General features: G+C 61.7%; 19 protein-coding genes and 1 pseudogene. 9 read left to right on the forward strand and 11 right to left on the reverse strand.

The window, feature by feature from the left end; genetic code table 11:
• Window positions 1–113: 113 nt before the first annotated feature.
• The 7 genes from AC07Y0_RS05165 to AC07Y0_RS05195 form a co-directional block, all read right to left on the reverse strand.
• Window positions 114–3,131 carry a type I restriction endonuclease subunit R gene (locus tag AC07Y0_RS05165; protein WP_498675158.1) on the reverse strand — a complete coding sequence of 1,006 codons (3,018 nt, stop codon included), beginning with the start codon at window positions 3,129–3,131 and terminating at the stop codon, window positions 114–116.
• Window positions 3,128–4,162, reverse strand: coding sequence for a type II toxin-antitoxin system antitoxin DNA ADP-ribosyl glycohydrolase DarG (darG, locus tag AC07Y0_RS05170; RefSeq protein ID WP_498675159.1), 1,035 nt, complete (start codon window positions 4,160–4,162; stop codon window positions 3,128–3,130). Before darG ends, AC07Y0_RS05165 begins: the two co-directional genes overlap by 4 nt.
• Before the next feature lie 11 nt (window positions 4,163–4,173).
• Window positions 4,174–4,815 (reverse strand): type II toxin-antitoxin system toxin DNA ADP-ribosyl transferase DarT, encoded by a 642-nt coding sequence (darT, locus tag AC07Y0_RS05175; protein ID WP_498675161.1) that lies wholly within the window; start codon window positions 4,813–4,815, stop codon window positions 4,174–4,176.
• Between the two features lie 2 nt (window positions 4,816–4,817).
• Entirely contained in the window at window positions 4,818–6,227 is a 1,410-nt protein-coding gene (locus AC07Y0_RS05180; protein ID WP_498675163.1) for a restriction endonuclease subunit S, read from the reverse strand.
• The gene (locus AC07Y0_RS05185; protein WP_498675166.1) at window positions 6,224–8,206 is read right to left on the reverse strand and encodes a type I restriction-modification system subunit M; all 1,983 of its coding nucleotides are present in this window, start codon (window positions 8,204–8,206) and stop codon (window positions 6,224–6,226) included. Before AC07Y0_RS05185 ends, AC07Y0_RS05180 begins: the two co-directional genes overlap by 4 nt.
• Window positions 8,203–8,418 (reverse strand): type II toxin-antitoxin system Phd/YefM family antitoxin, encoded by a 216-nt coding sequence (locus AC07Y0_RS05190; RefSeq protein WP_498675169.1) that lies wholly within the window; start codon window positions 8,416–8,418, stop codon window positions 8,203–8,205. Before AC07Y0_RS05190 ends, AC07Y0_RS05185 begins: the two co-directional genes overlap by 4 nt.
• 141 nt (window positions 8,419–8,559) lie before the next feature.
• Window positions 8,560–9,659, reverse strand: a protein-coding gene (locus AC07Y0_RS05195) for an IS3 family transposase (protein WP_498675171.1) whose coding sequence is annotated in 2 segments (ribosomal slippage) — window positions 8,560–9,407 and window positions 9,407–9,659 — 1,101 coding nt in all. Because the reading frame shifts where the segments join, the coding sequence is not laid out codon by codon here.
• A 387-nt stretch (window positions 9,660–10,046) separates the two neighbouring features.
• Here AC07Y0_RS05195 and AC07Y0_RS05200 point away from each other — a divergent pair.
• The 3 genes and pseudogenes from AC07Y0_RS05200 (at window position 10,047) to AC07Y0_RS05210 (ending at window position 10,875) form a co-directional block, all read left to right on the forward strand.
• Complete coding sequence (locus AC07Y0_RS05200) at window positions 10,047–10,238, forward strand: transposase (protein WP_498675172.1); 192 nt, start codon at window positions 10,047–10,049, stop codon at window positions 10,236–10,238.
• A pseudogene (locus tag AC07Y0_RS05205) lies at window positions 10,175–10,636 on the forward strand (DDE-type integrase/transposase/recombinase); the annotation flags it as partial. The gene AC07Y0_RS05200 and the pseudogene AC07Y0_RS05205, both read left to right, overlap by 64 nt.
• A 32-nt stretch (window positions 10,637–10,668) precedes the next feature.
• Entirely contained in the window at window positions 10,669–10,875 is a 207-nt protein-coding gene (locus tag AC07Y0_RS05210) for a Rid family hydrolase (RefSeq protein ID WP_498675174.1), read from the forward strand.
• Between the two features lie 94 nt (window positions 10,876–10,969).
• Here the strand turns inward: AC07Y0_RS05210 and AC07Y0_RS05215 are convergent, their stop codons facing one another.
• The 3 genes from AC07Y0_RS05215 to AC07Y0_RS05225 all read right to left on the reverse strand — a co-directional run bounded on the left by AC07Y0_RS05215 (window position 10,970) and on the right by AC07Y0_RS05225 (window position 16,015).
• The gene (locus tag AC07Y0_RS05215) at window positions 10,970–12,772 is read right to left on the reverse strand and encodes an NAD(P)/FAD-dependent oxidoreductase (RefSeq protein WP_498675176.1); all 1,803 of its coding nucleotides are present in this window, start codon (window positions 12,770–12,772) and stop codon (window positions 10,970–10,972) included.
• A 119-nt stretch (window positions 12,773–12,891) separates the two neighbouring features.
• Window positions 12,892–13,965 carry a 2,3-butanediol dehydrogenase gene (locus AC07Y0_RS05220; RefSeq protein WP_498675178.1) on the reverse strand — a complete coding sequence of 358 codons (1,074 nt, stop codon included), beginning with the start codon at window positions 13,963–13,965 and terminating at the stop codon, window positions 12,892–12,894.
• 163 nt (window positions 13,966–14,128) lie between these two features.
• Window positions 14,129–16,015: a sigma-54-dependent Fis family transcriptional regulator gene (locus AC07Y0_RS05225; protein ID WP_498675179.1), complete on the reverse strand. Its 1,887-nt coding sequence runs from the start codon at window positions 16,013–16,015 to the stop codon at window positions 14,129–14,131.
• A 295-nt stretch (window positions 16,016–16,310) separates the two neighbouring features.
• Between AC07Y0_RS05225 and AC07Y0_RS05230 the strand changes: the two genes are divergently transcribed.
• Genes AC07Y0_RS05230 through AC07Y0_RS05240 form a run of 3 tightly spaced genes read left to right on the forward strand, consistent with a single transcriptional unit; the run spans window position 16,311 to window position 20,049 of the window.
• Entirely contained in the window at window positions 16,311–18,026 is a 1,716-nt protein-coding gene (locus AC07Y0_RS05230; RefSeq protein ID WP_498675180.1) for a type I secretion system permease/ATPase, read from the forward strand.
• On the forward strand, window positions 18,023–19,336 hold the full coding sequence (locus AC07Y0_RS05235) for an HlyD family type I secretion periplasmic adaptor subunit (RefSeq protein ID WP_498675182.1): 1,314 nt from the start codon (window positions 18,023–18,025) through the stop codon (window positions 19,334–19,336). The genes AC07Y0_RS05230 and AC07Y0_RS05235 overlap by 4 nt, the downstream gene beginning before the upstream one ends.
• A gap of 32 nt (window positions 19,337–19,368) precedes the next feature.
• The gene (locus AC07Y0_RS05240; protein ID WP_498675183.1) at window positions 19,369–20,049 is read left to right on the forward strand and encodes an acyltransferase; all 681 of its coding nucleotides are present in this window, start codon (window positions 19,369–19,371) and stop codon (window positions 20,047–20,049) included.
• A gap of 57 nt (window positions 20,050–20,106) precedes the next feature.
• Here AC07Y0_RS05240 and AC07Y0_RS05245 read toward each other — a convergent pair whose 3' ends face one another.
• Window positions 20,107–20,481: a hypothetical protein gene (locus tag AC07Y0_RS05245; RefSeq protein ID WP_498675186.1), complete on the reverse strand. Its 375-nt coding sequence runs from the start codon at window positions 20,479–20,481 to the stop codon at window positions 20,107–20,109.
• A gap of 142 nt (window positions 20,482–20,623) precedes the next feature.
• Here AC07Y0_RS05245 and AC07Y0_RS05250 point away from each other — a divergent pair, with 142 nt between their 5' ends.
• The 3 genes from AC07Y0_RS05250 to AC07Y0_RS05260 all read left to right on the forward strand — a co-directional run bounded on the left by AC07Y0_RS05250 (window position 20,624) and on the right by AC07Y0_RS05260 (window position 24,974).
• Window positions 20,624–21,808 (forward strand): PAS domain-containing HWE histidine kinase family protein, encoded by a 1,185-nt coding sequence (locus AC07Y0_RS05250; RefSeq protein ID WP_498675187.1) that lies wholly within the window; start codon window positions 20,624–20,626, stop codon window positions 21,806–21,808.
• Window positions 21,809–21,898: 90 nt separating this feature from the next.
• Window positions 21,899–22,606, forward strand: a complete 708-nt coding sequence (locus AC07Y0_RS05255; RefSeq protein ID WP_498675189.1) for an ABC transporter ATP-binding protein — start codon at window positions 21,899–21,901, stop codon at window positions 22,604–22,606.
• A 4-nt stretch (window positions 22,607–22,610) separates the two neighbouring features.
• On the forward strand, window positions 22,611–24,974 hold the full coding sequence (locus tag AC07Y0_RS05260) for an ABC transporter permease (protein ID WP_498675191.1): 2,364 nt from the start codon (window positions 22,611–22,613) through the stop codon (window positions 24,972–24,974).
• Window positions 24,975–24,976 lie beyond the last annotated feature (2 nt).

Consider the following 24,976-nt stretch of genomic DNA (forward strand, 5'->3'; position numbering starts at 1 on the left):
TCAATGTAGACCTACGGCAGCTTTTAGGAACAACAACGTGCTCACCCGGCGGCGACATTGACGGCGCGAAGCTGCCAGTCCGCTTCCTGCCCCAAACCCGACCATACTCGCCATCAAGTGGCATGCATCGGAGGCTGATCATATGTCGCTGAGAAGATCGTGTCGGTAAGCCAGCGTTTGAATTCCGGGTTGTCGCTGAACTGCTTGAATAGTTCGGTATCATCTTTCATCAGCCCGACGATCACGCCGGCTAGGGCCTTGTCGTGTTCGATCCGCGCGTTCTGCTTGTCGGAGTTTTGTTTTGCGTTCTGATAAGCAGCATTGGCTGCAACCCTTTCCGGGATCTCAGTTGCTATCAGTCGGCGAATGCGGTCCGTGTCGGCCCAGGTAATATTGCCGAAGAGATCGTTGAAGCTTCTAATGATGTTCGAGAGCCGCTCCAACTCAGGTTCGGTTCTGTGGCCACCTCCGTCCGTGGGAACGGGATCGATCTCAGCATCCTGATCAGTGAGCTGAACCCGCTGCGCGGCCTGCTTCTCAATCCGGTAGCTATCCATATCGACAGATTCGAGTATGCCCTGGGAGAGATCTTCCTCACGGGGCGCAGGCAGCTTCGGTAGCAGGAAGCTCAGGAGGATCGACAGCTTTTCCCAATCGGGATTCGTGTAAGGAAGGATTGAGGCGATGAAGGCGTAGGTTCGCGCGAAAGCCTTTGCCTTGCCTTTGAAGTCGACTTGGCCATCTTCGTCGAGGTTGTCATTGTAGGCGGCGACGAAAGCGTCGAGAATGGGATCGAGTTGATCTCGATCAGCGCCCGAAAGGTACAATCCGACGAGTAGGTCAATTTGAGCCGGATTGTAAACCTGATGGCCGTCCAGCGCGGCCTTGAGATCGTGAAGCCGGTTCGGATCGGTTTCGTCGCTCAGGATCGTGGTGCGATAGAACGTGTCGAAAGACGCGCGGATCGTTTCGGTATCGTTCATGAAATCCAGAACGAAGGCGTCGTGCTTTTGAGGGTGCGCCCGATTGAGCCGGGACAACGTTTGAACCGCCTTGATGCCCGATAGGGCCTTGTCCACGTACATTGAATGCAGAAGTGGCTGGTCGTAGCCCGTCTGGAACTTGTCGGCGCAAATCAGGAAGCGATACGGATCGGTTTCGATCTGATCGACGATATCCTTCGAGGGAAACCCGTTGAGGCTAGCCTCAGTCATTTTCACGCCGTGGAATTCATGCTCGCCTGAAAAAGCGACGATCGCGCGATAAGGACTCTTGCGCTCTACCAGATAAGCGCTCACGGCCTGATAGTACTGGATCGCGCGTTCGATGCCTGACGTCACTACCATCGCTCGCGCGTGGCCGCCGATCTTGTTGAGCGCCAGCACCTGCTCGTGAAAGTGATCCACCATGATCTCGGCCTTGAGCTTGATCGCGTGATCGTTGCTCTCGACATATCGCCGAAGCTTCTTCGTCGCCCGCTTGGTGTCGAACTCTGGATCGGCATCGACCGTCTTGACGAGCCGATAGTAGCTGTTGACGGGCGTATAATAGCGAAGCACATCCAGGATGAATCCTTCCTGGATCGCCTGCTTCATCGTGTAGCTGTGGAAGGGACGGTGATTCACGGCATCGCCTTCGGGGAACGGTTCGCCAAATATCTCAAGCGTCTTGTTCTTCGGCGTCGCTGTGAAGGCAAAATAGCTCGCGTTGGGCAGCATCTTTCGCTGCTCCATGATCGCGTTGATCTTGTCTTCGAGAGTTTCGTCCTCGTCGCCATCGTCCGCGCCCGTCAACGCAGCATTCAATGCGGCGGCAGCTTTGCCGCCCTGGCTCGAGTGCGCCTCGTCGATGATGATGGCAAAGCGTCGGTCCTTGTGCTGCGCGCCGATGTCATCGAGGATAAACGGGAACTTCTGAACGGTGGTGATGATGATCTTTTTGCCATCAGCAATGAACCGTCGAAGATCGCCAGAGCGCTCCGCATGCCCGACGGTCGAACCAACCTGGGCGAATTGCTTGATCGTGTCCCGGATTTGCTGATCGAGAATGCGTCGGTCGGTGACGACGATCACCGAGTCAAACACCTGACCCGCGCTGTTCGCAAGTCGCACGAGCTGATGCGCCAGCCATGCGATGGAATTCGATTTTCCGGATCCCGCCGAATGCTGGATCAGCACGCGCCGACCCGCGCCCTTGGCCTTGGCATCATCCAGAAGCTTGCGCACAACATCGAGCTGATGAAAACGTGGGAAAAGCTGATCCCGCTTCGTCCGATTGGTCTTTGGATCTTTGCGCTCGACGATCTGCGCGTAGTTCTCGATGATGTCCGTCAAACCCACTGGCGTGAGGATATCTTTCCATAGGTAGTCAGTCTTGATACCAGCAGGGTTCGGCGGATTCCCAGCTCCATCGTTCCAGCCCTTGTTGAAGGGCAGAAACCATGATGCCTTGCCCTTCAGATGCGTGCAGAATTTCACCTGGGCATCGTCAACTGCGAGATGCACCATGCAACGACCGAATTCGAAGAGCTTTTCGCGTGGATCGCGATCGCGCTTGTATTGTTCGACGGCATCTTCAACGGTCTGCTTGGTGAGGCTGTTCTTCAACTCGAAGGTCGCAATCGGAAGCCCGTTGATGAACAACGCCATGTCGAGCGCATGTGCCGTGTCATCGCGGCTATAGCGAAGCTGGCGCGTGACGGAGAAGCGGTTCAGCGCGAAGCGCTCGGCGGCTTTCGCATTGCCGGGGGACGGCGTGCCGTAGAAGAGATCAGCGTCATGGGCGCCATGCTTTACCCCGTTGCGCAGAACGTCGATGACCCCGCGCTTTCCGATCTCTCCTTGTAGCCGTGCAAGAAATTTCTGGCGTGCCGGGCTGTCATTGTCGAGATCGAATGCCGGGACCAACTGGGGCTGTGTCGCGCCGATGAAGGCGCGTAACTGTACCAGATCGACCGTCCAGGCCCGATCATAGTCCTTCGGGTTACCGAGCAGCCAGTTGTGCAAGCCAACGAAGGGCTCCGGGTCTTCGGAAAATCCTCCGGATGCGGGTACTAGCCCCTCCATCCGACGGCCCGTCATTTCAGCGACGATGAGAGCCTCAAGGCCCTTTTCCGATGTGTCGGTTTTCATGCGGCCTCAAGCCAGCCTTTCGCGCGAAGGGTTTCGAAGGCTATGCCGATCTGGCGGGCCGTGAAACGCTTCTTGCGGTCGTTCCACTTATGAACCTTGGCAACGGCGTCCTCGGCATTCGTCGCGTGCTCTCGGCTAGCAACCCAATGAACAGTCGCCAGCAGTTCAAGACCGAATGGCGTTTCGAACCCTTCGACAAGCTTGCCGACCCGATCAAAGCGGTTGCGTGTATCGGCCTGTGGACCGAGGAATGCCTCCGCTTCCTTCATAGCGCCGGGCACGAGTTCAAGTTGCTTCTCGGGCGCATCGCCGCCGTCGTGGTAGCCCGACACGAGGTGGCCTTCAACGGTACGAAGCACATGCCGCAGGTTATCGGCATAAGGGCCGTAATGATGCTTGATGTAGTTCAGGCGCAGCGGCTCGCCCGCTTCCTGCATGAAGTACATCAGCTTCTGAACTTCAATCAGCGTCACGAATGGGTCCATCAGCCCGCCTAGGTAGCGGTGCATCAGCACGACGAGCGCCGCGCGGCCGGGGGTCATGTTCGGCACCTCGCGCGACTTGGTGGCGACAGGGGCGCTATTCGGCTCGTAAACGATGACCTGTAAATCGTTGAGGCCGCTCAAGGCCTCGACAATGCGGGGGCGCACATCCGCCCAGTTCAGGCCACCGAGGCCACTGCCAAGCGGCGGGATGGCGATTGAGCGAATGCCGCGCGCGCGGATCTCGTCAACCAGCGCCTTGAGGCCCGCATCGATGTCCTCCATCCGGCTCTTGCCGCGCCAATGACGCTTGGTTGGGAAGTTGATGATGAACTTTGGGTTAGTCAGTGTCCTCGTCTCGAACACGAACATCTTGCCCGGCTGCACCTCTTCGCGTGCGCAGGCGGCTTCATAAGCCTTGAAGTTTTCCGGGAAGTCATTCTTGAATTGCAGCGCAATACCGCGCCCCATGACGCCGACACAATTGACCGTGTTGACGAGGGCTTCCACGTCTGCCCGAAGGATGTCTCCTGTCTTGAACTCGATCATTGCCATCCCCCTCAATAGTACCATTCTCTTTTGATTTCTATCCTGGGCCTGTGCGCGGCACCCTGCATGGCCTGCGACACATGTTGCACGTATCCCTGAGAAAAGACGCCGATCCGTTCGACGAGATGCCAAGGGAACGATTGCTCAATCAAGAACTCGGCCTGCTTGCCTTCCTTGGCAGTGCCGGCCCACTGCCGAGCTTGAACAGCATCCCAGTTGACCTCACCGAGGCGAGTAACGTCTGCAATGTCCTCGAAATAGTACGCGCCAGCATTCGACAGCGTGAACGCCCAGCGTCGGTTATTTTGCTGTGCCCAAGCAATCGTCGCATAGAGATCGGCTTCGAGGTGAACGATAGGTTCCTGTCCGCCTTTGTAGGCAAGCTCTTCATTCCGCCTATAGATCAGGTACAACATCACCGATCTGGAGCAGAAATAGAATGGGGTGCAGTGACCAACATGCAAGCCGGGATGACAGCTCAAGCTGAGTTCGTTCAATCGACGAGCCTTGATATTGCTCATGCCGATTGTCGTGCCAACACCCTGCCGCTGAACCATAGCCGCATCCGACCACAAAAAGCCGTCCGCGATGATCGAAGCAAGGCGGTCGACATGGACGATGTGATAGATTTTGGGCTGGGCGGGAACGGGCATTTTCAGGCGGCGACCTCCTCGTTCTCTAGCTCATTAGCAGCTTCTTCGAACTCGTCGTCCTCGGCAAGTTCGACGATGGCTTCATACTCGACCGCTTCGGGCAGACTGGTCGCGGCAGAGCGGACGTCCAGCTTCCCAGTGACAACATCAGCGATAAGGCGGGTGCGGAACTCTTGGATGAGGGCTATTTCGGAATAGGCAAAATTAACGGCCTGGTCGATGCTGCGCGTCTCGGAGTCCAGCCATTCCAGAATCTTTTGCTGTTCCTCGATCTGAGGAAGGGCGACTCGAATTTCACGAACCTCCCCTTCACCAATTGCGGGGACGGGGCCAGGTTTCGAAACCTTCCCGAAATCAATTTGCTCAAGAGTCAAAAAAACATACGGTATGATGCCACTTCTGACAGTGCAGCCCATAATATTATTGTCTATACAGCTTTCTCGCTTAAGTATGCGGCGCTTGTTCGTCAGCATAGCTCCGCCGACTTTCGGAAAGATAATGGTATTTCTTGGAAAGATATATGCCCCGAGCACCCGCGCAGTTTGCCGTGATATCGAGTTGTTCCACGCTTCTATGTATCTCTCGTTTCCTGCCAGGTTCATATCAGAAACTTTGAGAAAGGGGATGTCGAGATCTTTACCGCCTTGTTCACTGACAGGGAAACCCGCACCGCTCTTGAATGAAGCCAAGCGCTTCAATGGAACCACGTCCCACCCCTCGGGTACGTCACCAAGCCATGCAATTCCTGAGGGCTTGAGGCGGACGTTCGGATCGAGGCCGCGGGTGACTGCGCGGTGGATAATTGCCTGTTTCTGCTCGTTCAGAAGTGCGATGATCTTCTTCTTCGCGCGGATCTGCTTTGCCGTCTGCGCTCCATGCCAATCCAGCAACCGTGCGATTAGCCGCTGTTCTTCGAATGGCGGGTAGACCGAAGGTATCTGCTTGAAAGCCTCCCAATAGAGCCGGTTGCGATCCGGAACTATGCCCCGAGAAAAGGTATCGACCTCGCGCATGTAGGCTGATGTGCGGAATAGGTAGGCGTAATAGGCAGCGTCAGTTTCCTCGAATGGACGAGCAACCACGTAGGCCGGGCTGACAAGCCCATCGACGGGCGCAACACCAACGGCACCTTGCCACATGCGCATCATGTTGTAGGCGATGTCGCCACGAACCGCGCGCTGATATTTTGAGCGGTCGCCCATCTCCTGCTTGCGCGTGCCGTTTTCGAAGTCGCGAACCCTAACTCCGCTCCGAAGCGACACTTCGAGCACGGGCAGGTCAGGGAACCCGGTTTCCCGCCTTGATCCGAACAGACGACCGTTGCGCCGAACATCCCAATGCGCCGGCATTTCTCCGAGCCACGGCAGGCCACTCGGCTTTGTCTCGGAATATGGGCGCAAGCCATCAATCATCGCGCCGCACCGATGATTTCGGCCATCAGGCCATCCGTTTCGCGCTCCAGCGCCAGAATGTCGGCGCGGATGGCGTCGAGTGTCCGCAGCGGCTGCGGCTTGTAGAAGTAGCGGGTGAAGCTGATTTCGTAGCCGATTGTGGTCTTGGCTTCATCTATCCAGGCATCGGGCGCGTGCGGCAGCACCTCGCGGCGAATGAAGGCTTCGGTTCCTCCGGGTTCTTTGAATGGCACCGTCTCGGTGTCGCGCAGGTCGCTGTCGGGTTCGTATTCGACGACACAACGCTTGCCGTCAATCGTGCGCGGGAACAGCCCGCGCAATGGATCGGCCTCGACCTTGCCCGGTTTGTGAATACGACGAATGACTGGCACGCCATCCTCGGCAATCCGACCTTCTTCCTTCAGCACCTTGATCTCCTTGGGCGCATAGGCGCGGTTGGCATCGATGCCCCGTGCCAGAAGGGGACGCTCCACGGTGACCTTCGAATAGCCGAATTCGGCATTGTCGAAGATGCGCGAATGCTCGTTCGGTTCGAAGGCAAGAAAAGTCTGGAGGATACGGTCGACATCAGGTTCCGAGAGTTCACAGTTCTTCTTGCCCAGGTTCTTGCGAAGTGGGCTGGACCACGTGGTGGCGTCGATTAACTGCACCTTACCGCGCCTGTGGCCTGGCTTCCGGTTCGACAGAACCCAGACATACGTTGCGATGCCCGTGTTATAGAACATATTGAGCGGCAGGGCCACGATGGCCTCAAGCCAGTCGTTCTCGATGATCCAGCGCCGCACATTGCTTTCGCCGGAGCCCGCATCGCCCGTGAAAAGCGACGAGCCGTTATGAACCGAGGCGATACGGCTCCCAAGCGGTGTGTTGTGCTTCATCTTGGACAGCATGTTGGCCAGGAACAGCATCTGTCCGTCGCTGGAGCGCGTCAGGAGGCTGTATTCTGGATTACCCGCATGCTCGATCACAAAGCGCGGATCGCGAATCCCGGACTTGCCGCCCATACGCTCCTGGTCAGATTTCCAACTCTTTCCGTAGGGCGGGTTCGACAACATGAAGTCGAACTCTTTCGATGGGAAGGCGTCGTTCGCGAGCGTTGACCATTCCGGTCCGCCGATGATGTTATCCGCCTCTTCGCCTTCGCCCTTGAGCAGCAGGTCAGCCTTGGCGATGGCATAAGTCTCGCCATTGATCTCCTGACCGAACAGGTGCGTGGAAACCTGCTTGCCGTGCGCTTCGGCAAGTTCGTTCAGCGTCTCTTCCGCGACCGTCAGCATGCCCCCGGTACCGCATGCGCCGTCGTAGAGCAGGTAGGTGCCGGATTGAATGTCATCCGCGATCGGCACGAAGAGCAGTTTCGCCATGAGTTTCACGGCGTCGCGCGGTGTCCAATGTTGCCCCGCTTCTTCGTTGTTGTCTTCGTTGAACTTGCGGACAAGTTCCTCGAACATCGTGCCCATGGCATGGTTGTCCAGGCCGGGATGCTTCACCGATCCGTCGCCGTTCAGCACAGGCTTCGGGCCGAGATTGATCGCGTTGTCGAGGAACTTCTCGATCAACGTACCGAGCACGTCAGCCTTGGAGAGCTTAGGGATCTGGTTGCGGAACTCGAAATTGTCGAGGATCTCCTGGACATTCGGCGAGAAGCCATCGAGGAAGGCCTCGAAATCAGCCTTTAACTGCGATTGAGACGCGCGATTGCGAAGATCGCGCATGCTGAATCGCGATGTGTTGTAGAATGCCTGTCCCGCCGCCTGACGAAGTGCAGCGTCCTGATTGGTGATGCCAGCCTTGTCCAGGTTCTCCTTCATCGAAAGGACGGCGGCCTTGGTCGGTTCCAAGACAGCATCGAGGCGGCGGAGCACCATCATGGGCAGGATCACGTCGCGGTATTTGCCCCGAACATAAAGATCGCGCAGAGCATCATCGGCGATGCCCCAAATGAAGTTCGTGATCCAGGTTAGATCCCCGTTACTCATGCTTTACTCATTCCATTGCGCGGCTCGGCGGTGAGCGGCTTCACTGAGGTTGCGGGACTACTGGCGCTATCGCGCAATCGCTCATATTCCTCAACGGCCATCACAACGACGACAGGACGCCCGTGTTTCTCAACGGTTACGGGCTCCATTCGCGCAAGGTCGATGAGACGGCCAAAGCCATCTTTCGCATCCTTCGCCGACATTGTTTGCATGCGCAACCTCAGTTCGAATCGAAGCTAATTTGGCTATTTTGGCTATTTTGCCACCTTGGTTCAAGGCGCTGTACGGTGAATATGACCTGAGACCCACTTTCCCTCCAGTTTTCGGGAGAGTCTTGGGTTTTTAATCTGGCCTCATGCGGCCTGTTTTTCCATAGCCATTTTCATTGCGAACTCGCTGGGGGTGATATTGCCCAGCGACGAGTGGGGTCTGCTCCTGTTGTAATCCTCCTTCCATGCGTTGATGGCGGCTCGGGCCTGAGTGAGCGACGAGAACAGGGTCTCGTTGAGGCACTCGTCACGGAAGCTGCCGTTGAAGCTTTCGACGAAGCCGTTCTGCATCGGCTTGCCTGGGGCGATGTAGTGCCATTCGACCTTTGCTTCCTGGCACCATTTGAGGATGGCCATACTGGTCATCTCCGTGCCGTTGTCCGAGACAATCGTCCTCGGCTTTCCCCGTCTGGCGATGAGACTATCCAGTTCGCGGGCAAGCCGTGCCCCCGACAGGGATGTGTCGGCGACCAGGCACAGGCATTCACGGGTGAAGTCGTCGACCACCGCCAGAACACGGAACCGGCGGCCGTCGGTGAAGGCATCGCTGACGAAGTCCAGGCTCCAGCGCTCGCCCGGACGCGACGGCAGAGCCAAAGGACGTCTCGTCCCCAAGGCCCGCTTTCGGCCGCCGCGCTTGCGCACCGTCAGCTTCTCCTCCCGATAGAGACGTCGAAGCTTCTTCAGGTTCATGACGATCCCCTGCCGGTCGAGCATCACGTGGATACGGCGATAGCCGAAGCGACGACGCTCGGACGCCACCTTCTTCATCGCCTCGCGGATGGACGCATCGTCCGGCCGCACGCTCCGATATCGCATGCTCGAACGATCCACCGATAGAACCTCGCACGCCCGACGCTGGCTCACCCCGTGCTGCGCACAGACGTGAGCCACCGCATTCCGCTTCACATCGGGCGTCACCATTTTTTTGCAGCGACATCCTTCAGGATCGCATTGTCCAGCATGGCCTCGGCGAGCAGCTTCTTCAGCTTGGCGTTCTCGTCCTCGAGCGCCTTCAGCTTGCGGGCATCGGACACGTCCATGCCGCCGTACTTCGCCTTGTATTTGTAGAAGGTTGCATCCGAGATGCCGTGCCTGCGGCAGACATCGACTGTCTTCGCGCCCGCCTCCTGCTCCTTCAATATTCCGATGATCTGTTCTTCCGTGAACCGTGAACGCTTCATTCGTCCGTCTCCTTGATGTGACGGACTCTACCAAATTCTGGAGGAAGTTCAGGGTCTCAGGTCAGGCGGTTATTCGGTTTTGGTGTTGGCTTTGTTCCTCGGAACGGGAACGCTGGACTGCCGGTAAAAAAGTAGAACTACCGCATTTGATCCAGAAGCGCGTCCTGCCGAATTACTGCGGGGCCGGCTAGTCTTTCCTGTTGCTTTTGCTCAGAATAGCGGCGGCCTCTTTCAGCAACGGGAGGACCAGATCCATAGTTTTCAACGTCGCATACCTCTGCCCTAAGACCTCGAGCATTCCTTTGACAGAGCCAAAAATCGTTGCGAATGAATAGCCCCTGGATTTGTAGACACCTTCTTTCCTAGAACTGAGGCAAGGAGGCCTTCATGGGCAAAGGCAACTTCACGGAAGAGTTCAAGCGCGACGCGGTGCGGCAGATCACCGAGCGTGGCTACCCGGCAGCGGAGGTTTCGCAGCGGGTGGGGGGCAGCCAGCATTCGCTCTATGAGCAGAAGAGCTTCACGACGACCTTCTCGACCAAGGCGAGACATGCTGCCCGAAAAGGATTGCACGTTTAACCCGCCTTGCCGGGATCAAGGTGCAGATCGGCTACAAGTGCCGTCCCGGCCAATATGGCGGCCGCCCCTCCGTCGTTGTCGACAATACGCTCGACCGGCAGTTCGACGTCGAGACTCGGGACAGAGCCTGGGTGACGGATATCACCTACGTCCGGACCTGCGAGGGGTTTGCCTATCTGGCCGTCGTCATCGATCTCTATTCCCGCCGGGTGATCGGCTGAGCGATGCAGAGCCGCCAAGCAACCGACGTCGTGCTGCAGGCTCCGCTCATGGCGGTGTGGCGACGCAAGCTGAAGGATCAGGTGCTGGTCCACTCGGATCAGAGCTCGCAGTTCACCAGCATGGATTGGGCCTCATTCCTCAGGCACCCCAATCTGGTTCATTCCATGAGCCGCCGTGCCCGGCGCTCGGCGGGAGCATGTAGGATGTCGTGCGCACCCGCATCTACCTCAAGGATGCCGCGCAATGGGAGCCCGTGTCCCGCGCTCACCGCCGCTTATTTTCCGAGATCCTGCCCGCCAACACCCTGATCGAAGCCGGCGCCCTGATCGGCGACTACGAGGTCGAGATCGAGGCCGAGGCGTCGTGGAAGGGAAGTAGCGCGAAGGACTTTGGGCTTGAGTGTAGTTGTTTCTAACGTTTGTCTCGTCTTGTGACTTGGCTAATGTGGAGCTCAGATGCCTTCTGAGCCCACAGCAAGGGCGCCGGCGTGGCCGGCGCCCTGATGGGTCTTACGACAGGTGTTGCGGTTTGGTCATTCCATAGATCGGCGTGTCGATGCCGACCTGGCGGGCTTTCAGCTGAAGCGACAGATATTGCGAATAGTGGCGCGACTGGTGCAGGTTACCGCCGTGGAACCACAGCGCCTCCTGCTGCGTCGGTTTCCACATGTTGCGCTGCTCGCCCTCCCAGGGACCCGGGTCCTTGGTCGTGTTGGAGCCGAGACCCCAGCATTTTCCGACCTTGTCGGCCACTTCGCGCGAGATCAGATCGGCGGCCCAGCCGTTCATCGAGCCATAGCCGGTGGCGTAGACCACGAGGTCGGCGGGCAGTTCCGTCCCGTCCTTGAGCACCACCGCGTTTTCCGTCAGGTGGGACACGTCGACGCCGGACTTCAGCTTGATCGAGCCGTCGATGACGAGGTCGCAGGCTCCGACATCGATGTAATAGCCCGAACCGCGGCGCAGATATTTCATGAAGAGACCGGAATCGTCGTCGCCGAAGTCCAGCATGAACCCGGCCTTTTCGAGCGCCGCATAGAAGTCCGCGTCCTTTTCACGGATCTTGTCGTAAATCGGGATCTGGAACTCATGCATGATCCGATAGGGCAGGGAGGCGAAGATGAGATCGGCCTTGCGCGTCGTCATGCCACCCTGGACCGCCCGCTCGGAATAGAGATCGCCGAGACCGATCTCCATCAGCGAATCGGATTTGACGATATGGGTGGAGGAGCGCTGCAGCATGGTGACATCGGCGCCGGCCTCCCAGAGCGCCGCGCAGATATCGTGGGCGGAGTTGTTGGAGCCGATCACCACGACCTTCTTGCCGGCATAGGCGTCCGGGCCGGGATGCTGCGAGGAGTGTTGCTGCTCGCCCTTGAAGATCTCCTGGCCCTCGAATTTCGGCACATTGGCCTTCCCGGACATGCCGGTCGCCAGCACCAGTTGCTTCGGCCGCAGCACCACTTCCTTGCCGTCCCGCTCGACGACAACCGTCCATTCGCCGGTCTTTTCGTCATACTGTGCCGACTTGGCCGTGGTGGAGCCCCAGTAGTTCAGCTCCATGACCTTGGTGTACATTTCCAGCCAGTCGCCGACCTTGTCCTTGGGCGTGAAGACCGGCCAGTTCTCCGGGAAGGGGATGTAGGGCAGGTGATCGTACCAGACGGGATCGTGCAGGCAGAGGGACTTGTAGCGTTTGCGCCAGCTGTCGCCGGGCCGTTCGTTCTTCTCGATGATGATCGTCGGCACGCCGAGCTGGCGAAGGCGCGCGCCGAGCGCGATGCCGCCCTGACCGCCGCCTATGATGACGACCTCGGGCTGGACCGAATAGCCGAGTTCGGCGGCCTCAATCTCGCGCTTTTCCTTCCAGGTCTTGCGCTCCCGGTCATGGCCGTGTTCGGCCCCCATCGGACGGCGAAAACCCTTGGGCTCCTCATGGCCCTTCAGCTCCGTCATGGTGGTGAGCAGGGTCCAGATCAGCCCTTCCTTGAGGCGGATATGGCCATAGCCGCGAGCGACGCCGGTCTCGAATTCGAACCAGCCGTCGGTGACGCCGCCGGCCTCCGAGGCGGCCTCCTTCGTGTCCTGCACGAAGTTCGAGGGCCTGGCGGCGGCAAGCTGGCTGGTCAGCATGTCGCGGATCTGCTCATGGCCTTCCAGCGTCTTCAGGTTCCAGGTGAATGTCACCAGGTCGCGCCAGTAGCAATCGGCCTGAAACAGGTTGACGGCGGCGTCGATGTCGCCGCTTTCCAGCGCCTGCCCGAGCTTTGAAAGCATCGTGTCGATCTTGGTTCCGGGGCTGATATCAAGCATTTTTTCTCCTCCATGGATGCTTGGGGGTGGTCATGGAACGCCCGTATGGGGCGTTCCGCAAAGCGTCAAAGCCTCCGCCGGCCGGGCTCCTCTCCCGGAACAGGCGTCGGCAGAGATGCTTATTTCGAAAGATCGATCAGGATCTTCAGATGGGTGCCGGCCGGATCGAGCAGGACGTCGAAGCCCTCCTTCACCGCCGTGTCGAGCGTGATGCGCTTGGTGACGATCTTGGTCGCCGGCAGTAGGCCCGAGGCGATCAGACGGATGACGCGCGGCCAGTAGTGCGTCGGATAGGCCCAGGAGCCCTTGACCTCGAGGTCGCGGAACGTGACCTGGAACCAGTCGATCGGGTTTTCGTGCGGGTGCAATCCGGTCTGGACGACCACGCCCTGTTTGCGTACCGCATCGACGCAGGCCTTGAGCGCGTGTTCGTTGCCCACGCATTCAATCGCCACGTCGCAACCGACCTGTCCCTCCGTCTGCGCGCGGACGACATCGCCGACATTGTCGCGCTTCGGGTTGATCGTGATGACGTCGGGCAGCACGCTCGTGGCCAGCTCCAGCCGGGCATCGTTGAGATCGGAGACGAAGAGCTGGGACGCGCCGGCCGCGCGGGCGGCAAGGAGGGTCAGCATGCCGATCGGCCCGGCGCCCGTCACCAGAACGCTGTTGCCGGCGGTGACGCCGCCGCGGTCGCAGGCATAGACGGCGACGGCCGTCGGTTCGACGAGTGCGGCCTCTTCGTCGGTCATCTCGTCGGGAATCTTCTGGACATTGTATTCGTTGACGATGGCGGCTTCCGCCATGCCGCCGCCATCCCAGCTGAGGCCCACCAGCGCCAGTTGCGTGCTGAGATGGAAAAGACCGCGATCGGCGAAATAGTCGCCCGATCGCGGCATGACGAGCGGCTGGATCGAGACGCGGTCGCCGACGGCGACGGACGTCACGCCTTCGCCGATGGCCTCGACCACGCCGCCGAATTCATGGCCGAGGACTTGGGGGCCATGCGCGCCGGTGAAGGGATGCGGCTCCTTGGGGATGAAGATCGGGCCGTAGCTGTATTCGTGAAGATCTGTGCCGCAGATACCGACGAAGCGGTTGCGCACGAGAACCTGTCCCGGCCCCGGCTGCTTCGGCTCGGGGATCTCGTCGAGCCGCAAGTCCTTGGCTGCGTGAAATCTGAGTGCGCGCATGTTTCCTCCATAGGCTGCCTTTGACAGCAGGAGAGGAGCAATGCCCATGCCAGCGGCACGCACCGGCGCTGAGGACTGAAATGCTTCGGCTTTTCGTGCCGGCAGCGGCGCGGCATGCCACAGCTGTGGCGCAACAGCTGTGGCGTATGCCGCAGTGTGACGCTCAATGTGGACGGTCTATGCCGAGCCGTCTCATGCGGCGATGCATGGTCGTGCGATCGATTCCGAGCCGCCGGGCGGCTTCGGATACATTGCCCTTGCAGGCCATAAGCACTGCCCTGAGGTCGGCTTGATGGCTGTCGTCGCCGAGGCTCGACGTCATGCCCGTCAGCTGGTCCGGCAGGTCCGCCACCTCGACAAGACCTTCATCACAGAGCGCCGAGGCAAAGGCGATGGCATTGTCCAGCTCGCGGATATTGCCCGGCCAGGCATAGTTGAGGATCAGCAGTCTGGCAGCGCTGGAGAGCCTGAGAGGCCGGCCCTCCGTGCCATGCTTATCGAGCAGTCGTTCGAGCAGCCAGGGCAGGTCCTCGCGCTCGCAGAGCGGCGGCAGCGAAAGTGCAGCGGCGTTCAGTCGGTAATAGAGGTCTTCGCGGAACGTACCCGCCGCAACCATGTCGTTTAGCGACCGGTGCGACGCCGAAAGCACACGGAAATCGACCCTGCGGGGTACCGAGCCGCCCACGGGCAGGACTTCGCCTTCGGCCAGAACCCGGAGCAGCCGACTTTGCGCGGCGTAGGGCATATCGCCGATCTCGTCGAGGAACAGGGTTCCGCCCTGCGCCTCCTCGACCAGCCCTTTGCGCCCCTTGGCGAGCGCGCCGGTAAAGGCTCCCGGCGCATGGCCAAACAATTCACTCTCAATCAGCTGTTCGGGAATGGCTGCGCAATTGACCGCAACGAAGCGGCCGGAAAGCCCGCTCACGGTGTGGACGATGCGGGCCAGGTATTCCTTGCCGGTCCCGGTCTCGCCTTGGATGAGGATCGGCAGCTGGCTCGGTGCGAGTTTCGTCACCTTGCGCCTCAGTTCGTCGACGGTCGGAACGTTGCCGCCCAGACTGCTCATTGCCGGCGGTTGGCGGGACGGACGCGCAACCGGCGCGCTCACCGTGCGCTGCTGCGGCTCGATGGCATGGGCAAAGAGGGTCGACCCGTCGCGCACGGCGATCCGCCGATCCTGCGGCAGGCTGGCGCGGGTGAGGGATGCGAGTTCGTCGAGCCCCGCTTCGAAGAAGTCGGTGACCGGTTGTGCGATCAGAAGCTCGGGCCTGCGCCAGTCGAGCCCGCGCGAGGCCGCAAGAAGGCGCGCGCCGCCATGGGTCATGCCGGTGATGCGGCCTGCGCCGTCGACGGAAATCGCCGCTTCCGGATCGACGTCGAGGAACTCTGGGGCGCCGGCAAAGCGCAGCACCAGATCGTGGCGGCTGTTGGCCATGAGGTTGGCGAGCTCGATGCGCCGCACCGTGGAAGAGACGAGATGGCGCGCCATGTTCTGGCTCGCCTTCAGGATGGGCGAACTCAGGAGCGAAATGTCCAGAACGGCTGCCAGGGCGCCTTGCGTGTCGTAGATCGGCGCGGCAGTGCAGGATAGCGGCGTATGGGTGATGTCGAAATGGTCGGTCTGGTGGATGGTCAGCGCCTCGCCGGTGGCGATGCAGGCGCCGACGGCGCAGGTGCCGGCGCGAGGCTCGGCCCATTCGGAGCCGAGATAGAGGCCTGCCTTGCGCAGGTTGTTGTTGAAGGAGGGATCGCCGAGGAATTCGACGGTGACGCCCTGACGGTCGGAGAGCAGGAGCACATAGTTCTGTTCGGCAACCTGGCGGTAGAGCCGCTCCAGACCGGAGCGGGCGATGTGCACGAGGTCTTCCGCCTGCTGGCGATGTTCGCGAAGCCGCGTCTGCGAGACGATGACCGCCTCGCGCGCCTGCGCCGGGTCGAGCTGGTAGGTGTCCAGGCAACGCCGCCAGGATTCCACGACGACGGCGTCGCGACCGGTGTTGCTTCCCTGGCCGACCCGCTCGATTTCCTTAACGTGATCCGCAAAACCCATCAAATCACCGGCTCTTGAGGGGCCGCCTCCCGTGATATTCCAAGAGATCATATCCGCAATTGCGCGGGCTGCCTAATCCTTCGGCGCATTTCGACCGTGATCCGTAGCGCTTGTGAGACGTGTGCCGCGAAGTCCGCCAGTTCACGCCCGAACTCTGCCGGAAAACGCGCAACACCCGCACCATCCCCAGCACCCCGACCAATGTTGCAAAAAATCGCCTGCCGCACCAACATGGGATTGACTAAGGTCGGCGGTTCGTTGGATGTGGCGGTCCGCCTTGAACCACGGAGTTTCCATGCGCCGAGCGCTAATCGGTACGGCCATCATCAGCCTTGTGCTCAACGTGCTGGGTTTGACCGGCCCGTTCTTCATGCTGCAGGTCTATGATCGGGTCATCCCGTCGAGGAGCGTACCGACCCTCATTGCCCTTTCCGTGTTCGCCCTTTTGCTGTTCGTCTTTTCCGGCCTGCTCGACGTGCTGCGCACGCGCATCCTCGCGCGCTTCGCCGGCATCGTCGATGCCAACCTGACCGAGCGGGTCTTTGCCGTCATCGCCGGCGGGCCGCTGAAACTGAAGCTCGGCGGCGATATTCTGAGGCCCGCCCAGGATCTCGACCAGATCCGCCTGTTCCTGGCCGGGCCTGGGCCCGTCACCTTCTTCGACCTGCCGTGGCTGCCGGTCTATCTGGTCGCCTGCTTCTTCCTGCATCCGGCCATCGGCTGGCTGGCGACGGGCACGCTGGTCCTGCTTCTGCTGCTCAACTTCGCCGCCAGCTGGCAGACCCGCAAGCCGACCTTGGAACAGTCGGCCCAGCTTTCCAACCGCAATGCGGTCGGCGAGGACGCCAGCCGCAATGCCGAGATCCTCGTGGCGCTCGGCATGCATTCGCGCGCTGCCGCCCGCTGGAACGAAACGGCCGACGCCGCTTCGGAGGCGCAGCGCCGAACCGGCGACATTGCCGGGCTCTATTCCGGTCTTTCCAAGACGATCCGCCAGGTGGTGCAGTCGGCCTCGCTCGGGCTTGGCGCCTATCTCGTGGTCGAGGGAAGCCTGAGCGGCGGCGCCATCATCGCCGGCTCGATCATCGTCGCCCGGGCGCTGGCGCCGGTCGAGCAACTGGTCGCCAACTGGCGCGGGCTCTTGTCGGCGCAGCAAGCGTGGAAACGCCTCAACCGGGCGTTTGCCGCGTTTCCGGCGGAGGAGACGCGCACGGCGCTTCCGGCCCCGAGCCGCAGCCTCGGCGTCGAGGGGGTCTATGTCGGGCCGCCCGGGGGTGCGCAAAGGATCACAGTGCAGAACGTCAGCTTCCGCCTGGAGGCCGGAACGGTGCTCGGTATCATCGGCCCGAGCGCGTCGGGCAAATCCTCGCTGGTGCGGGCGCTCACCGGCGCCTGGCCGGTGCTGCGCGGCAAGGTCTGCCTCGACGGGGCGAGCCTCGACCAGTGGTCGGCGGAAGCGCGCAGCCGGCACGTCGGCTACATGCCGCAGCAGTCGGATTTCTTCACCGGCACGATCGCCGAGAACATCGCCCGGCTCGACCGCGAGGCGGACCATGCGGCGATCGTCGCGGCGGCGAAGGCGGCGGGCGCCCATGACATGATCGTCGGATTGCCCGACGGTTACGAGACGCGACTCGGCGCCGGTGGCGAGACCCTTTCCGCCGGCCAGCGCCAGCGTGTCGCGCTGGCGCGCGCCCTCTATGGCGATCCCTTCCTCGTCGTGCTCGACGAGCCCAATTCCAACCTCGACGCCGAGGGCGAGCAGGCGCTGGCCGCGGCGCTGCGCGGCGTCAAGGCCCGCGGCGGCATCGCCGTCGTCGTCGCCCATCGCGACAGCGTGCTGGCCGTGCTCGACCGTCTGCTGATCATGGACCAGGGAGCCGTCAAGGCTTTCGGACCGCGCGACGAAATTCTCAAGGCGTTGGCGCAGGCGCGTCAGGCGCCGCAGACACCCAAGCGGCCTGCGTCGCCGCGGGCGCTGACCGTGATCGAGAACGAGGGCCAGGCATGATGCCCGTTTCGCGCCAGACGGTCCTTGGCCTGTCGCTCGACCGTCACCTCGTCGCCGGCCTCCTGGCCACCGTACTCTTCCTCACCGCAGCCGGCGGCTGGGCCATGACCACCAGCCTGTCAGGCGCGGTCATCGCCTCCGGTTTCCTGGTGGTCGAGGGCAGCGTCAAGAAGGTCCAGCATCCCAAGGGCGGCGTGGTCGGCGAATTGCTGGTGGCGGAGGGACGCGCGGTCGAGGCGGGGCAGATCCTCATCAAGCTCGACGACACCGTGACCCGCGCCAAGCTCGACGCGACCAAGGCGGCGCTTGACCAGCTCTATGCCCGCAAGGCGCGCCTGCTCGCCGAACTCGGCGATGCGCGGCAGGTCGACGTGCCGCAAGCCCTTGTCGAGCGCCTGCCTCCGGAGGCGCGCGACGCGATCATGCAGGCGGAGCGGCGGCTCTTCGCCGACCGGCTCGCCGAGCGCCAGGGGCAGAAGGAACGCCTCGACGGCCAGGTGACGCAGCTCGACGAACAGGTCTCAGGGCTCGCCGTGCAGGTCAAGGCGAAGGAAGACGAGATTGCCCTCATCGCCGAGGAGGCGGTGGCTCAGGACGCGCTCTATGCCAAGAACCTGACCTCGCTCAGCCAGGTGCTCGCGCTGAAGCGCGAGGCCGTGCGGCTGAACGGCGAGTTCGGCCAGCTCAAGGCGCAGATCGCGGCAACCAAGGCCCGCATCGAGGAGATCGGCCTGCAGAAGATCCAGATCGACCAGGCCATGCGGGCTGAGGTATCGACGGAACTGCGCGACCTCGAGACCCGGGAGGGCGAAATGCGCAGCGAAGAGATCGCGCTGATCGAGGACCTGCAGCGGGTCGATATCCGCGCGCCGGTCGCCGGCGTGGTCCACAAGCTCATGGTCCATACCACCGGCGGCGTCGTATCACCGGCCGAGGCGCTGATGGAGATCGTGCCGCGCGAAGCCGACCTGGTGGTGCAGGCGCAGGTGCGGCCGGACGATGTCGACCAGTTGCTGGTCGGGCAGCCGGCCACCGTGCGGTTCACCGCCTTCAACCGCAACACGACGCCGGAGTTCGACGGCAAGCTGATCCGCATCTCCGCGGACCTGGAAGTCGACGAGCGCACCGGCGCGGCCTTTTACCGGGCCGATATCGCCGTCGACAAGGCGGATGTCGCCGGGCACGCCAGCCTGGAACTGGTTCCCGGCATGCCGGCGGAGGCCTTCGTGCGCACCGGCGAACGCAACGTGCTGTCCTGGCTCCTGAAGCCGATTACCGACCATGCCGCCCGCGCCATGCGGGAGGAATGAGCCGGAAGACAAGGCTGTCGGGGAGGGGGTAAATGAAGCTGTCGTATGTCTCGCGGGTGGTCCGTTTCATCCGGGCGCGCTGGTTCTTTCTGCTCGACATGCCTGAGGGCAACAGTTTCGAGAACAAGGGCGCAGCCGCGCTCAAGGGGCACGTCATCGTGAAGCGGGGAACCGGCAACTCTGTCACGATCGGCAGTGGAACCCGTTTCGACGGTTCGATCGAGATCCAGGGCACGCGGAACACCGTGGTGATCGGCGACAATTGCCACTTCCGGGGAAAGATCGTCGTCAAGGACCACGGCCAGACCGTGGTGTTCGGCGACCATTCGACCAGCAACAGCGTCTACATCCTGTGCCAGGAGGGGGCGAGCGTCAGGATCGGTCGCTGGTGCATGCTCTCGCGCGACATCGAGATCCGCACGACCGATGCACATTCGGTGATCGACCGCCAGACCGGCAAGCGTCTCAATACGCCCGCTTCGATCACAATCGGCGATCATGTCTGGGTGGGTGTCGGCGCCGTCATCAACAAGGGGGCGAGCATCGCCGCGGACAGCATTGTCGGCGCCATGGCCTTCGTGAACGGGGTATTCGACGAGGAAGGGGTCGTCATCGTCGGCGTGCCGGCCCGCATCGCCAAGCGCGGCGTGACATGGAACCGAAGCCGCAAGAAAATCTTTTCCGAAGAGGAAATGAACGCCTGGCGCGACTAGGGCGTCCAGTCATGGCCACCGGCCGGAAGGCCGATGGCGGTTTGCAACTGTTGCATCTCAGTTTGGCTTGGCGAGCAGCGACTGAGCCTCCTGGAAACGGCGGAGGCGATCCGCATTCTTCTCGTCGGCCGAATAGCACGTGCTGCTGCCGAGGCAGAACTTGATGAGCTTGAACGGGGCGGATGCCGTTTCGAACTGGCATTCGATCGTATCCCGGATATCCATCTCCGCGGCGTCCATCTTCGTCGAATAGGTCATGCGAACGCCTGGTGGTTTCAATTCCGGAAAGGATTGGACGATGCCCACCTTGACCGCCTTGACCATCTCGAAGTTGCGCGCGACAAGGGCGCAGGTGTCTCCAAGACCGGGCGACTGGGCATGGGCGAGGGGCGGGGCGGCGAGCAGGGCGGCGGCAAACAAAATGGGCTTCATAGTCCCTCCGAGGGCAACAGGCTGAGATCCACCAAAGGCTTCGGCAAGGAACATTGTTCCCTTGCAGGTTTAGTCTAGCGCCAATTGCAACGCCTGTCCCGTTCTGAAATAGTCGCATCAATTGGATCGGGGTTTCGGCTGTATGGCGTATTCGAATGCGAGCGAGGCCTGGCCTGCTTCCCCCCGGACCCTTCCGTCCGGCGATTTCCTGGCCGGCGGCGGAGCGAGCGGCGAGGAGATCCGGCGCTTCGACTGGGGCGCCACCAGCCTCGGACTGATCGAGGGCTGGCCGATTTCGCTGAAGACCACGGTCAGTCTGGTGCTGTCGTCCCGGCAGCCGATGTGTTTCTGGTGGGGTCGCGAGCTGCTGAAGTTCTACAACGACGCCTATGTGCCGATGCTCGGTCAGCGCGCCGGCAAGGCGCTCGGACGGCCGTTCAAGGAGGTCTGGGCGGATGTCTGGGACGACATGTTGCCCTTTGTTCGCAGCGCGCTGGCGGGTGAGGCCACCTGGATGGAGGACATGCCGCTCACCATGCAGCGCAACGGCTATCCCGAACTGACCCACTGGACCTTTTCCTACAGCCCGCTTCGCGGCGATGGCGGCGCCATCGAAGGCCTGCTCAACATCGTGACCGAGACCACCCGGGCGGTGGCCGACCGTGAGGCATTGCAGGTGGCCTACGAGCGGGCGCAGGAGCATATTCGCGAGCGCGCGCGTCATGAGGGCGAACTGAAGCTCCTGAACCAGGAGCTTGCCCATCGCATGAAGAATACGCTGGCGATGACGCAATCGATCGTGACACAGAGCTTGCGCGGGGCGGAATCGATCGCTGATGCGATCGCCACCGTGACGGCGCGGATCGGCGCCCTGTCCAAGGCGCAGGATATTCTCACCGGCACGCTGCGGACGGCCGCGGGCTTCGAGGAAATCGTCATGGCGGCGCTCGTGCCGCATCGCGATCGCGACGATCGTTTCGTGATTTCCGGGGTGCCGATCTATCTGACGGCTCAGCAGGCGCTGGGGCTGTCGCTGGCCATTCACGAACTGGCGACCAACGCGACCAAATACGGTGCCTTGTCGATTCCCGACGGGCGGATCGAGATCAGCTGGTCGGTCGGCGAAGACGGGACATTGTCCTTCGAATGGGTCGAGATCGGTGGCCCGCCGGTGACGGTGCCTGGGCGCCGCGGCTTCGGCTCACGCCTGACCGAGCGGATCATCTCGGCGATCTTCTCCGGCGAGGGGCGCATGGCGTTCGAACCGAGCGGCCTCACATTCCGGCTCGCCGGCCGCATCGACATATCCCCTGACGTTCCCGGCTAGCAGGGCTTGCGGGCTTGCGCACTTTGACAATGGTCAAAGCCCGACCCCGCGCCGTACTCTATCGTCGACCGAGTTCAGCAAGGGTGCAGGATGGCAGAGCCTCTTTTCCAGGTTCAGGGCGTGACAAAGACCTATCGCACCGGCGATGTCGAGGTCTGGGCGCTGCGCGGCGTCGATCTGAGCCTCGAGCGCGGCGAGATGGCCGTGCTGCTCGGCCCCTCGGGCAGCGGCAAGTCGACCCTGCTCAACATCATGGGCGGACTCGACCGGGCGACGGCGGGAAGCGTTCGCTGCGCCGACCATGAGCTGACCGCCTTCAGCGAGCGACAGCTCACACAGTTCCGCCGCGACCATATCGGCTTCGTCTTCCAGTTCTACAATCTCATCCCGAGCCTGACGGCCTATGAGAATGTCGCACTCGTCACGGAAATCGCCAGCAATCCCATGGACCCCGGCGAGGCGCTGGAAATGGTCGGGCTGAAGGACCGCATGGATCATTTCCCGGCGCAACTTTCCGGCGGCGAGCAGCAGCGCGTGGCGATTGCCCGCGCCATCGTCAAGCGGCCGGACGTGCTGCTTTGCGACGAGCCGACCGGGGCGCTCGATTCCAAGACCGGCGTGCTCGTGCTCGACGTGCTGTGCCGCGTCAATGCCGAGTTCAACACGACCATGGGGATTATCACCCACAATGCTGCGATCCGCCAGATCGCCCATCGCGTCTTTTCCTTCCGCGACGGCCGGATCGAAGAATCCTCGACCAATGCGGTGCGGCTGCCGCCCTCCGCCGTGAGCTGGTAGCGCCATGTCGATGCTCGACCGCAAGCTCTACCGCGACCTGCTCAGGCTCTGGGCCCAGGTGCTCGCCGTAGCGCTGGTCATGGCCTGCGGCGTTGCGACGATCATCATCGCCATCGGCTCCTACCGTTCGCTCGAGGGGACGCGCGACGTCTTCTACGAACGCTACCGCTTTGCCAATCTCTTCGCCGAGGCCAACCGGGCGCCGCTGCATCTGCGCGACCGGATTGCCGCGATCGAAGGGATCGGCGGACTGGAGCTTCGCATCGTCAAATATGTGCTGCTCGACATCGAGGGCATGGTCGAGCCGGCGACCGGCGTGGCGGTCTCCCTGCCGGACAGCGGCCAGCCGGGCGTCAACCGTCTCTATATTCGCAGCGGCCGTCTGCCCGAACCGGGGCGCACCAACGAGGCCGCGGTGCTCGACAGCTTCGCCAAGGCGCATCGCCTCCGGGAGGGGAGCCAGTTTGCCGCCGTGATGAATGGCCGCAAGCAGGTGCTGACCGTGACCGGCATCGTTCTGTCGCCGGAATATATCTACACGATCGGCCCCGGCGACATGGTCCCGGATCCGCGGCGCTTCGGCGTTTTCTACATGTCGCGCAAGGCCCTCGAAGGCATTTTCGATATGGGCGACGCCTTCAACAATGTCGTGCTCTCGACACTGCGCGGCACGAACCTCGACGTCATCACGGCCGCCATCGACGACCTGCTCGAACAATATGGTGGACGCGGCGCCTATGGGCGCGAAGACCAGATCTCCGACACCTTCCTCGCCAACGAACTCGACGAGCTCAGGGCAATGGCGGCCGTCATTCCGCCCATCTTCCTGTTTGTCGCCGCCTTCCTGGTCAACATGATCCTCACAAGGCTGATCACGCTGGAGCGCGAACAGATCGGCCTGTTGAAGGCCCTCGGCTATCGCGAGACCGAGGTGGCCTGGCACTATCTCAAGCTGACGATCGTCATTGCGCTGATTGGCGTGGCGATCGGCTTTCTGGCTGGAAACTGGACCGGGCGCGAGATGACCAAGCTCTATGCGCGCTTCTTCTCCTTCCCCTTCCTGATCTTCCGCGAGAGCTTCGACCTCTATGCGATCTCCGCGGGGATTTGCGTCGCGGCCGCCTTTGCCGGGGCGATCCGGGCGATCTGGGCTGTCGTTGTTCTGCCGGCCGCCGTCGCCATGCAGCCGCCTGCGCCGCTGCGCTTCCGCTCGCTGTTCAAGGGGCATGGACGCGGGCCGAAGTTCGTGTCCCAACTGACCATCATGGCCTTCAGGCAGATCATCAGGGCACCGCTCCGCTCGTTCCTGACCTCGCTCGGCGTGTCCTTTTCCGTCGCCCTGCTGGTGGTTTCGATGTTTTCGGCGGATGCCATCGGCTACATGGTCAACGAGATCTTCTTCCGCATGGAGCGGCAGGATGCGAGCCTCTATTTCGACCAGGACAGGCCGATGGCGGCCCTCGATTCCGTACGGCAATTGCCGGGCGTGATGCGCGCCGAACCGTTTCGCGCCATTTCGGTGACGCTGCGCAACCGCAACAAGGAGAAGGATCTGACGATCTTCGGCGTCGGCAGCGACACCGATCTCGGACGCATCATGGATGCCGAGATGCGGCCCATTCCGCCGCCGCCGAGCGGCATCCTGCTGATCGGGCGCGTCGCCGAGGCGCTCGGCGTCAGGGTCGGCGACAGCGTCGAGGTCGAACTGGTCGAACGCGACCACCGAAAGGTGAGCGTTCCGGTGACCGGCATCAGCCAGAGCCTGGTCGGCATCGACGCCTATATGCATATCGAGGCGCTGCACCGGCTGGTCGGCGACGGGCGGCGCATTTCCGGCGCGCGCGTCTCGCTCGACGCACTGGAGAAGGATGCCCTCTTTGCCGAGATCAAGAATACACCCGCGCTGGCTTTCGTCATGCTGATCGGGCTGTCGCGCGAGCGCTTCCGGGCGACCATCGAGGAGAACATCGTGATGATCCAGATCGTCTATACGACGCTGGCCGTCATCGTCGCCTTCGGCCTGATCTACAACTCGGCGCGCATCCAGCTCTCGGAGCGGGCGCGCGAGCTGGCGAGCCTGCGCGTGCTCGGCTTTACCCCGGCGGAGGTCTCCAGCGTGCTGATGACCGAACTCGCGGTGGTCATCCTCGCCGCCCAGCCGCTCGGCTGGCTGCTCGGCTACGGCTTTGCCAGGCTGGTGGTGGAGGGGATCGAGAGTGATCTGTTCCGCATACCCTTCTTCATCAACGCATCGACATTTGCCATTGCGAGCCTCGTGGTTCTCGGGGCATCGCTGGCTTCGGCGCTGATCGTGCGCCGGCGCATCGATGAACTCGACCTCATCGCGGTTCTGAAATCGAGGGAGTAACC

It is taken from the genome of Allorhizobium sp. GW101-3B10 (assembly GCF_059424725.1).

Coding starts and splice junctions, on each gene's coding strand:
- AC07Y0_RS05165 (WP_498675158.1), bottom strand. CDS start 3,131: ATGAAAACCGACACATCGGAAAAGGGCCTTGAGGCTCTCATCGTCGCT.
- darG (WP_498675159.1), bottom strand. CDS start 4,162: ATGATCGAGTTCAAGACAGGAGACATCCTTCGGGCAGACGTGGAAGCC.
- darT (WP_498675161.1), bottom strand. CDS start 4,815: ATGCCCGTTCCCGCCCAGCCCAAAATCTATCACATCGTCCATGTCGAC.
- AC07Y0_RS05180 (WP_498675163.1), bottom strand. CDS start 6,227: ATGATTGATGGCTTGCGCCCATATTCCGAGACAAAGCCGAGTGGCCTG.
- AC07Y0_RS05185 (WP_498675166.1), bottom strand. CDS start 8,206: ATGAGTAACGGGGATCTAACCTGGATCACGAACTTCATTTGGGGCATC.
- AC07Y0_RS05190 (WP_498675169.1), bottom strand. CDS start 8,418: ATGCAAACAATGTCGGCGAAGGATGCGAAAGATGGCTTTGGCCGTCTC.
- AC07Y0_RS05200 (WP_498675172.1), top strand. CDS start 10,047: ATGGGCAAAGGCAACTTCACGGAAGAGTTCAAGCGCGACGCGGTGCGG.
- AC07Y0_RS05215 (WP_498675176.1), bottom strand. CDS start 12,772: ATGCTTGATATCAGCCCCGGAACCAAGATCGACACGATGCTTTCAAAG.
- AC07Y0_RS05220 (WP_498675178.1), bottom strand. CDS start 13,965: ATGCGCGCACTCAGATTTCACGCAGCCAAGGACTTGCGGCTCGACGAG.
- AC07Y0_RS05225 (WP_498675179.1), bottom strand. CDS start 16,015: ATGGGTTTTGCGGATCACGTTAAGGAAATCGAGCGGGTCGGCCAGGGA.
- AC07Y0_RS05230 (WP_498675180.1), top strand. CDS start 16,311: ATGCGCCGAGCGCTAATCGGTACGGCCATCATCAGCCTTGTGCTCAAC.
- AC07Y0_RS05235 (WP_498675182.1), top strand. CDS start 18,023: ATGATGCCCGTTTCGCGCCAGACGGTCCTTGGCCTGTCGCTCGACCGT.
- AC07Y0_RS05240 (WP_498675183.1), top strand. CDS start 19,369: ATGAAGCTGTCGTATGTCTCGCGGGTGGTCCGTTTCATCCGGGCGCGC.
- AC07Y0_RS05245 (WP_498675186.1), bottom strand. CDS start 20,481: ATGAAGCCCATTTTGTTTGCCGCCGCCCTGCTCGCCGCCCCGCCCCTC.
- AC07Y0_RS05250 (WP_498675187.1), top strand. CDS start 20,624: ATGGCGTATTCGAATGCGAGCGAGGCCTGGCCTGCTTCCCCCCGGACC.
- AC07Y0_RS05255 (WP_498675189.1), top strand. CDS start 21,899: ATGGCAGAGCCTCTTTTCCAGGTTCAGGGCGTGACAAAGACCTATCGC.
- AC07Y0_RS05260 (WP_498675191.1), top strand. CDS start 22,611: ATGTCGATGCTCGACCGCAAGCTCTACCGCGACCTGCTCAGGCTCTGG.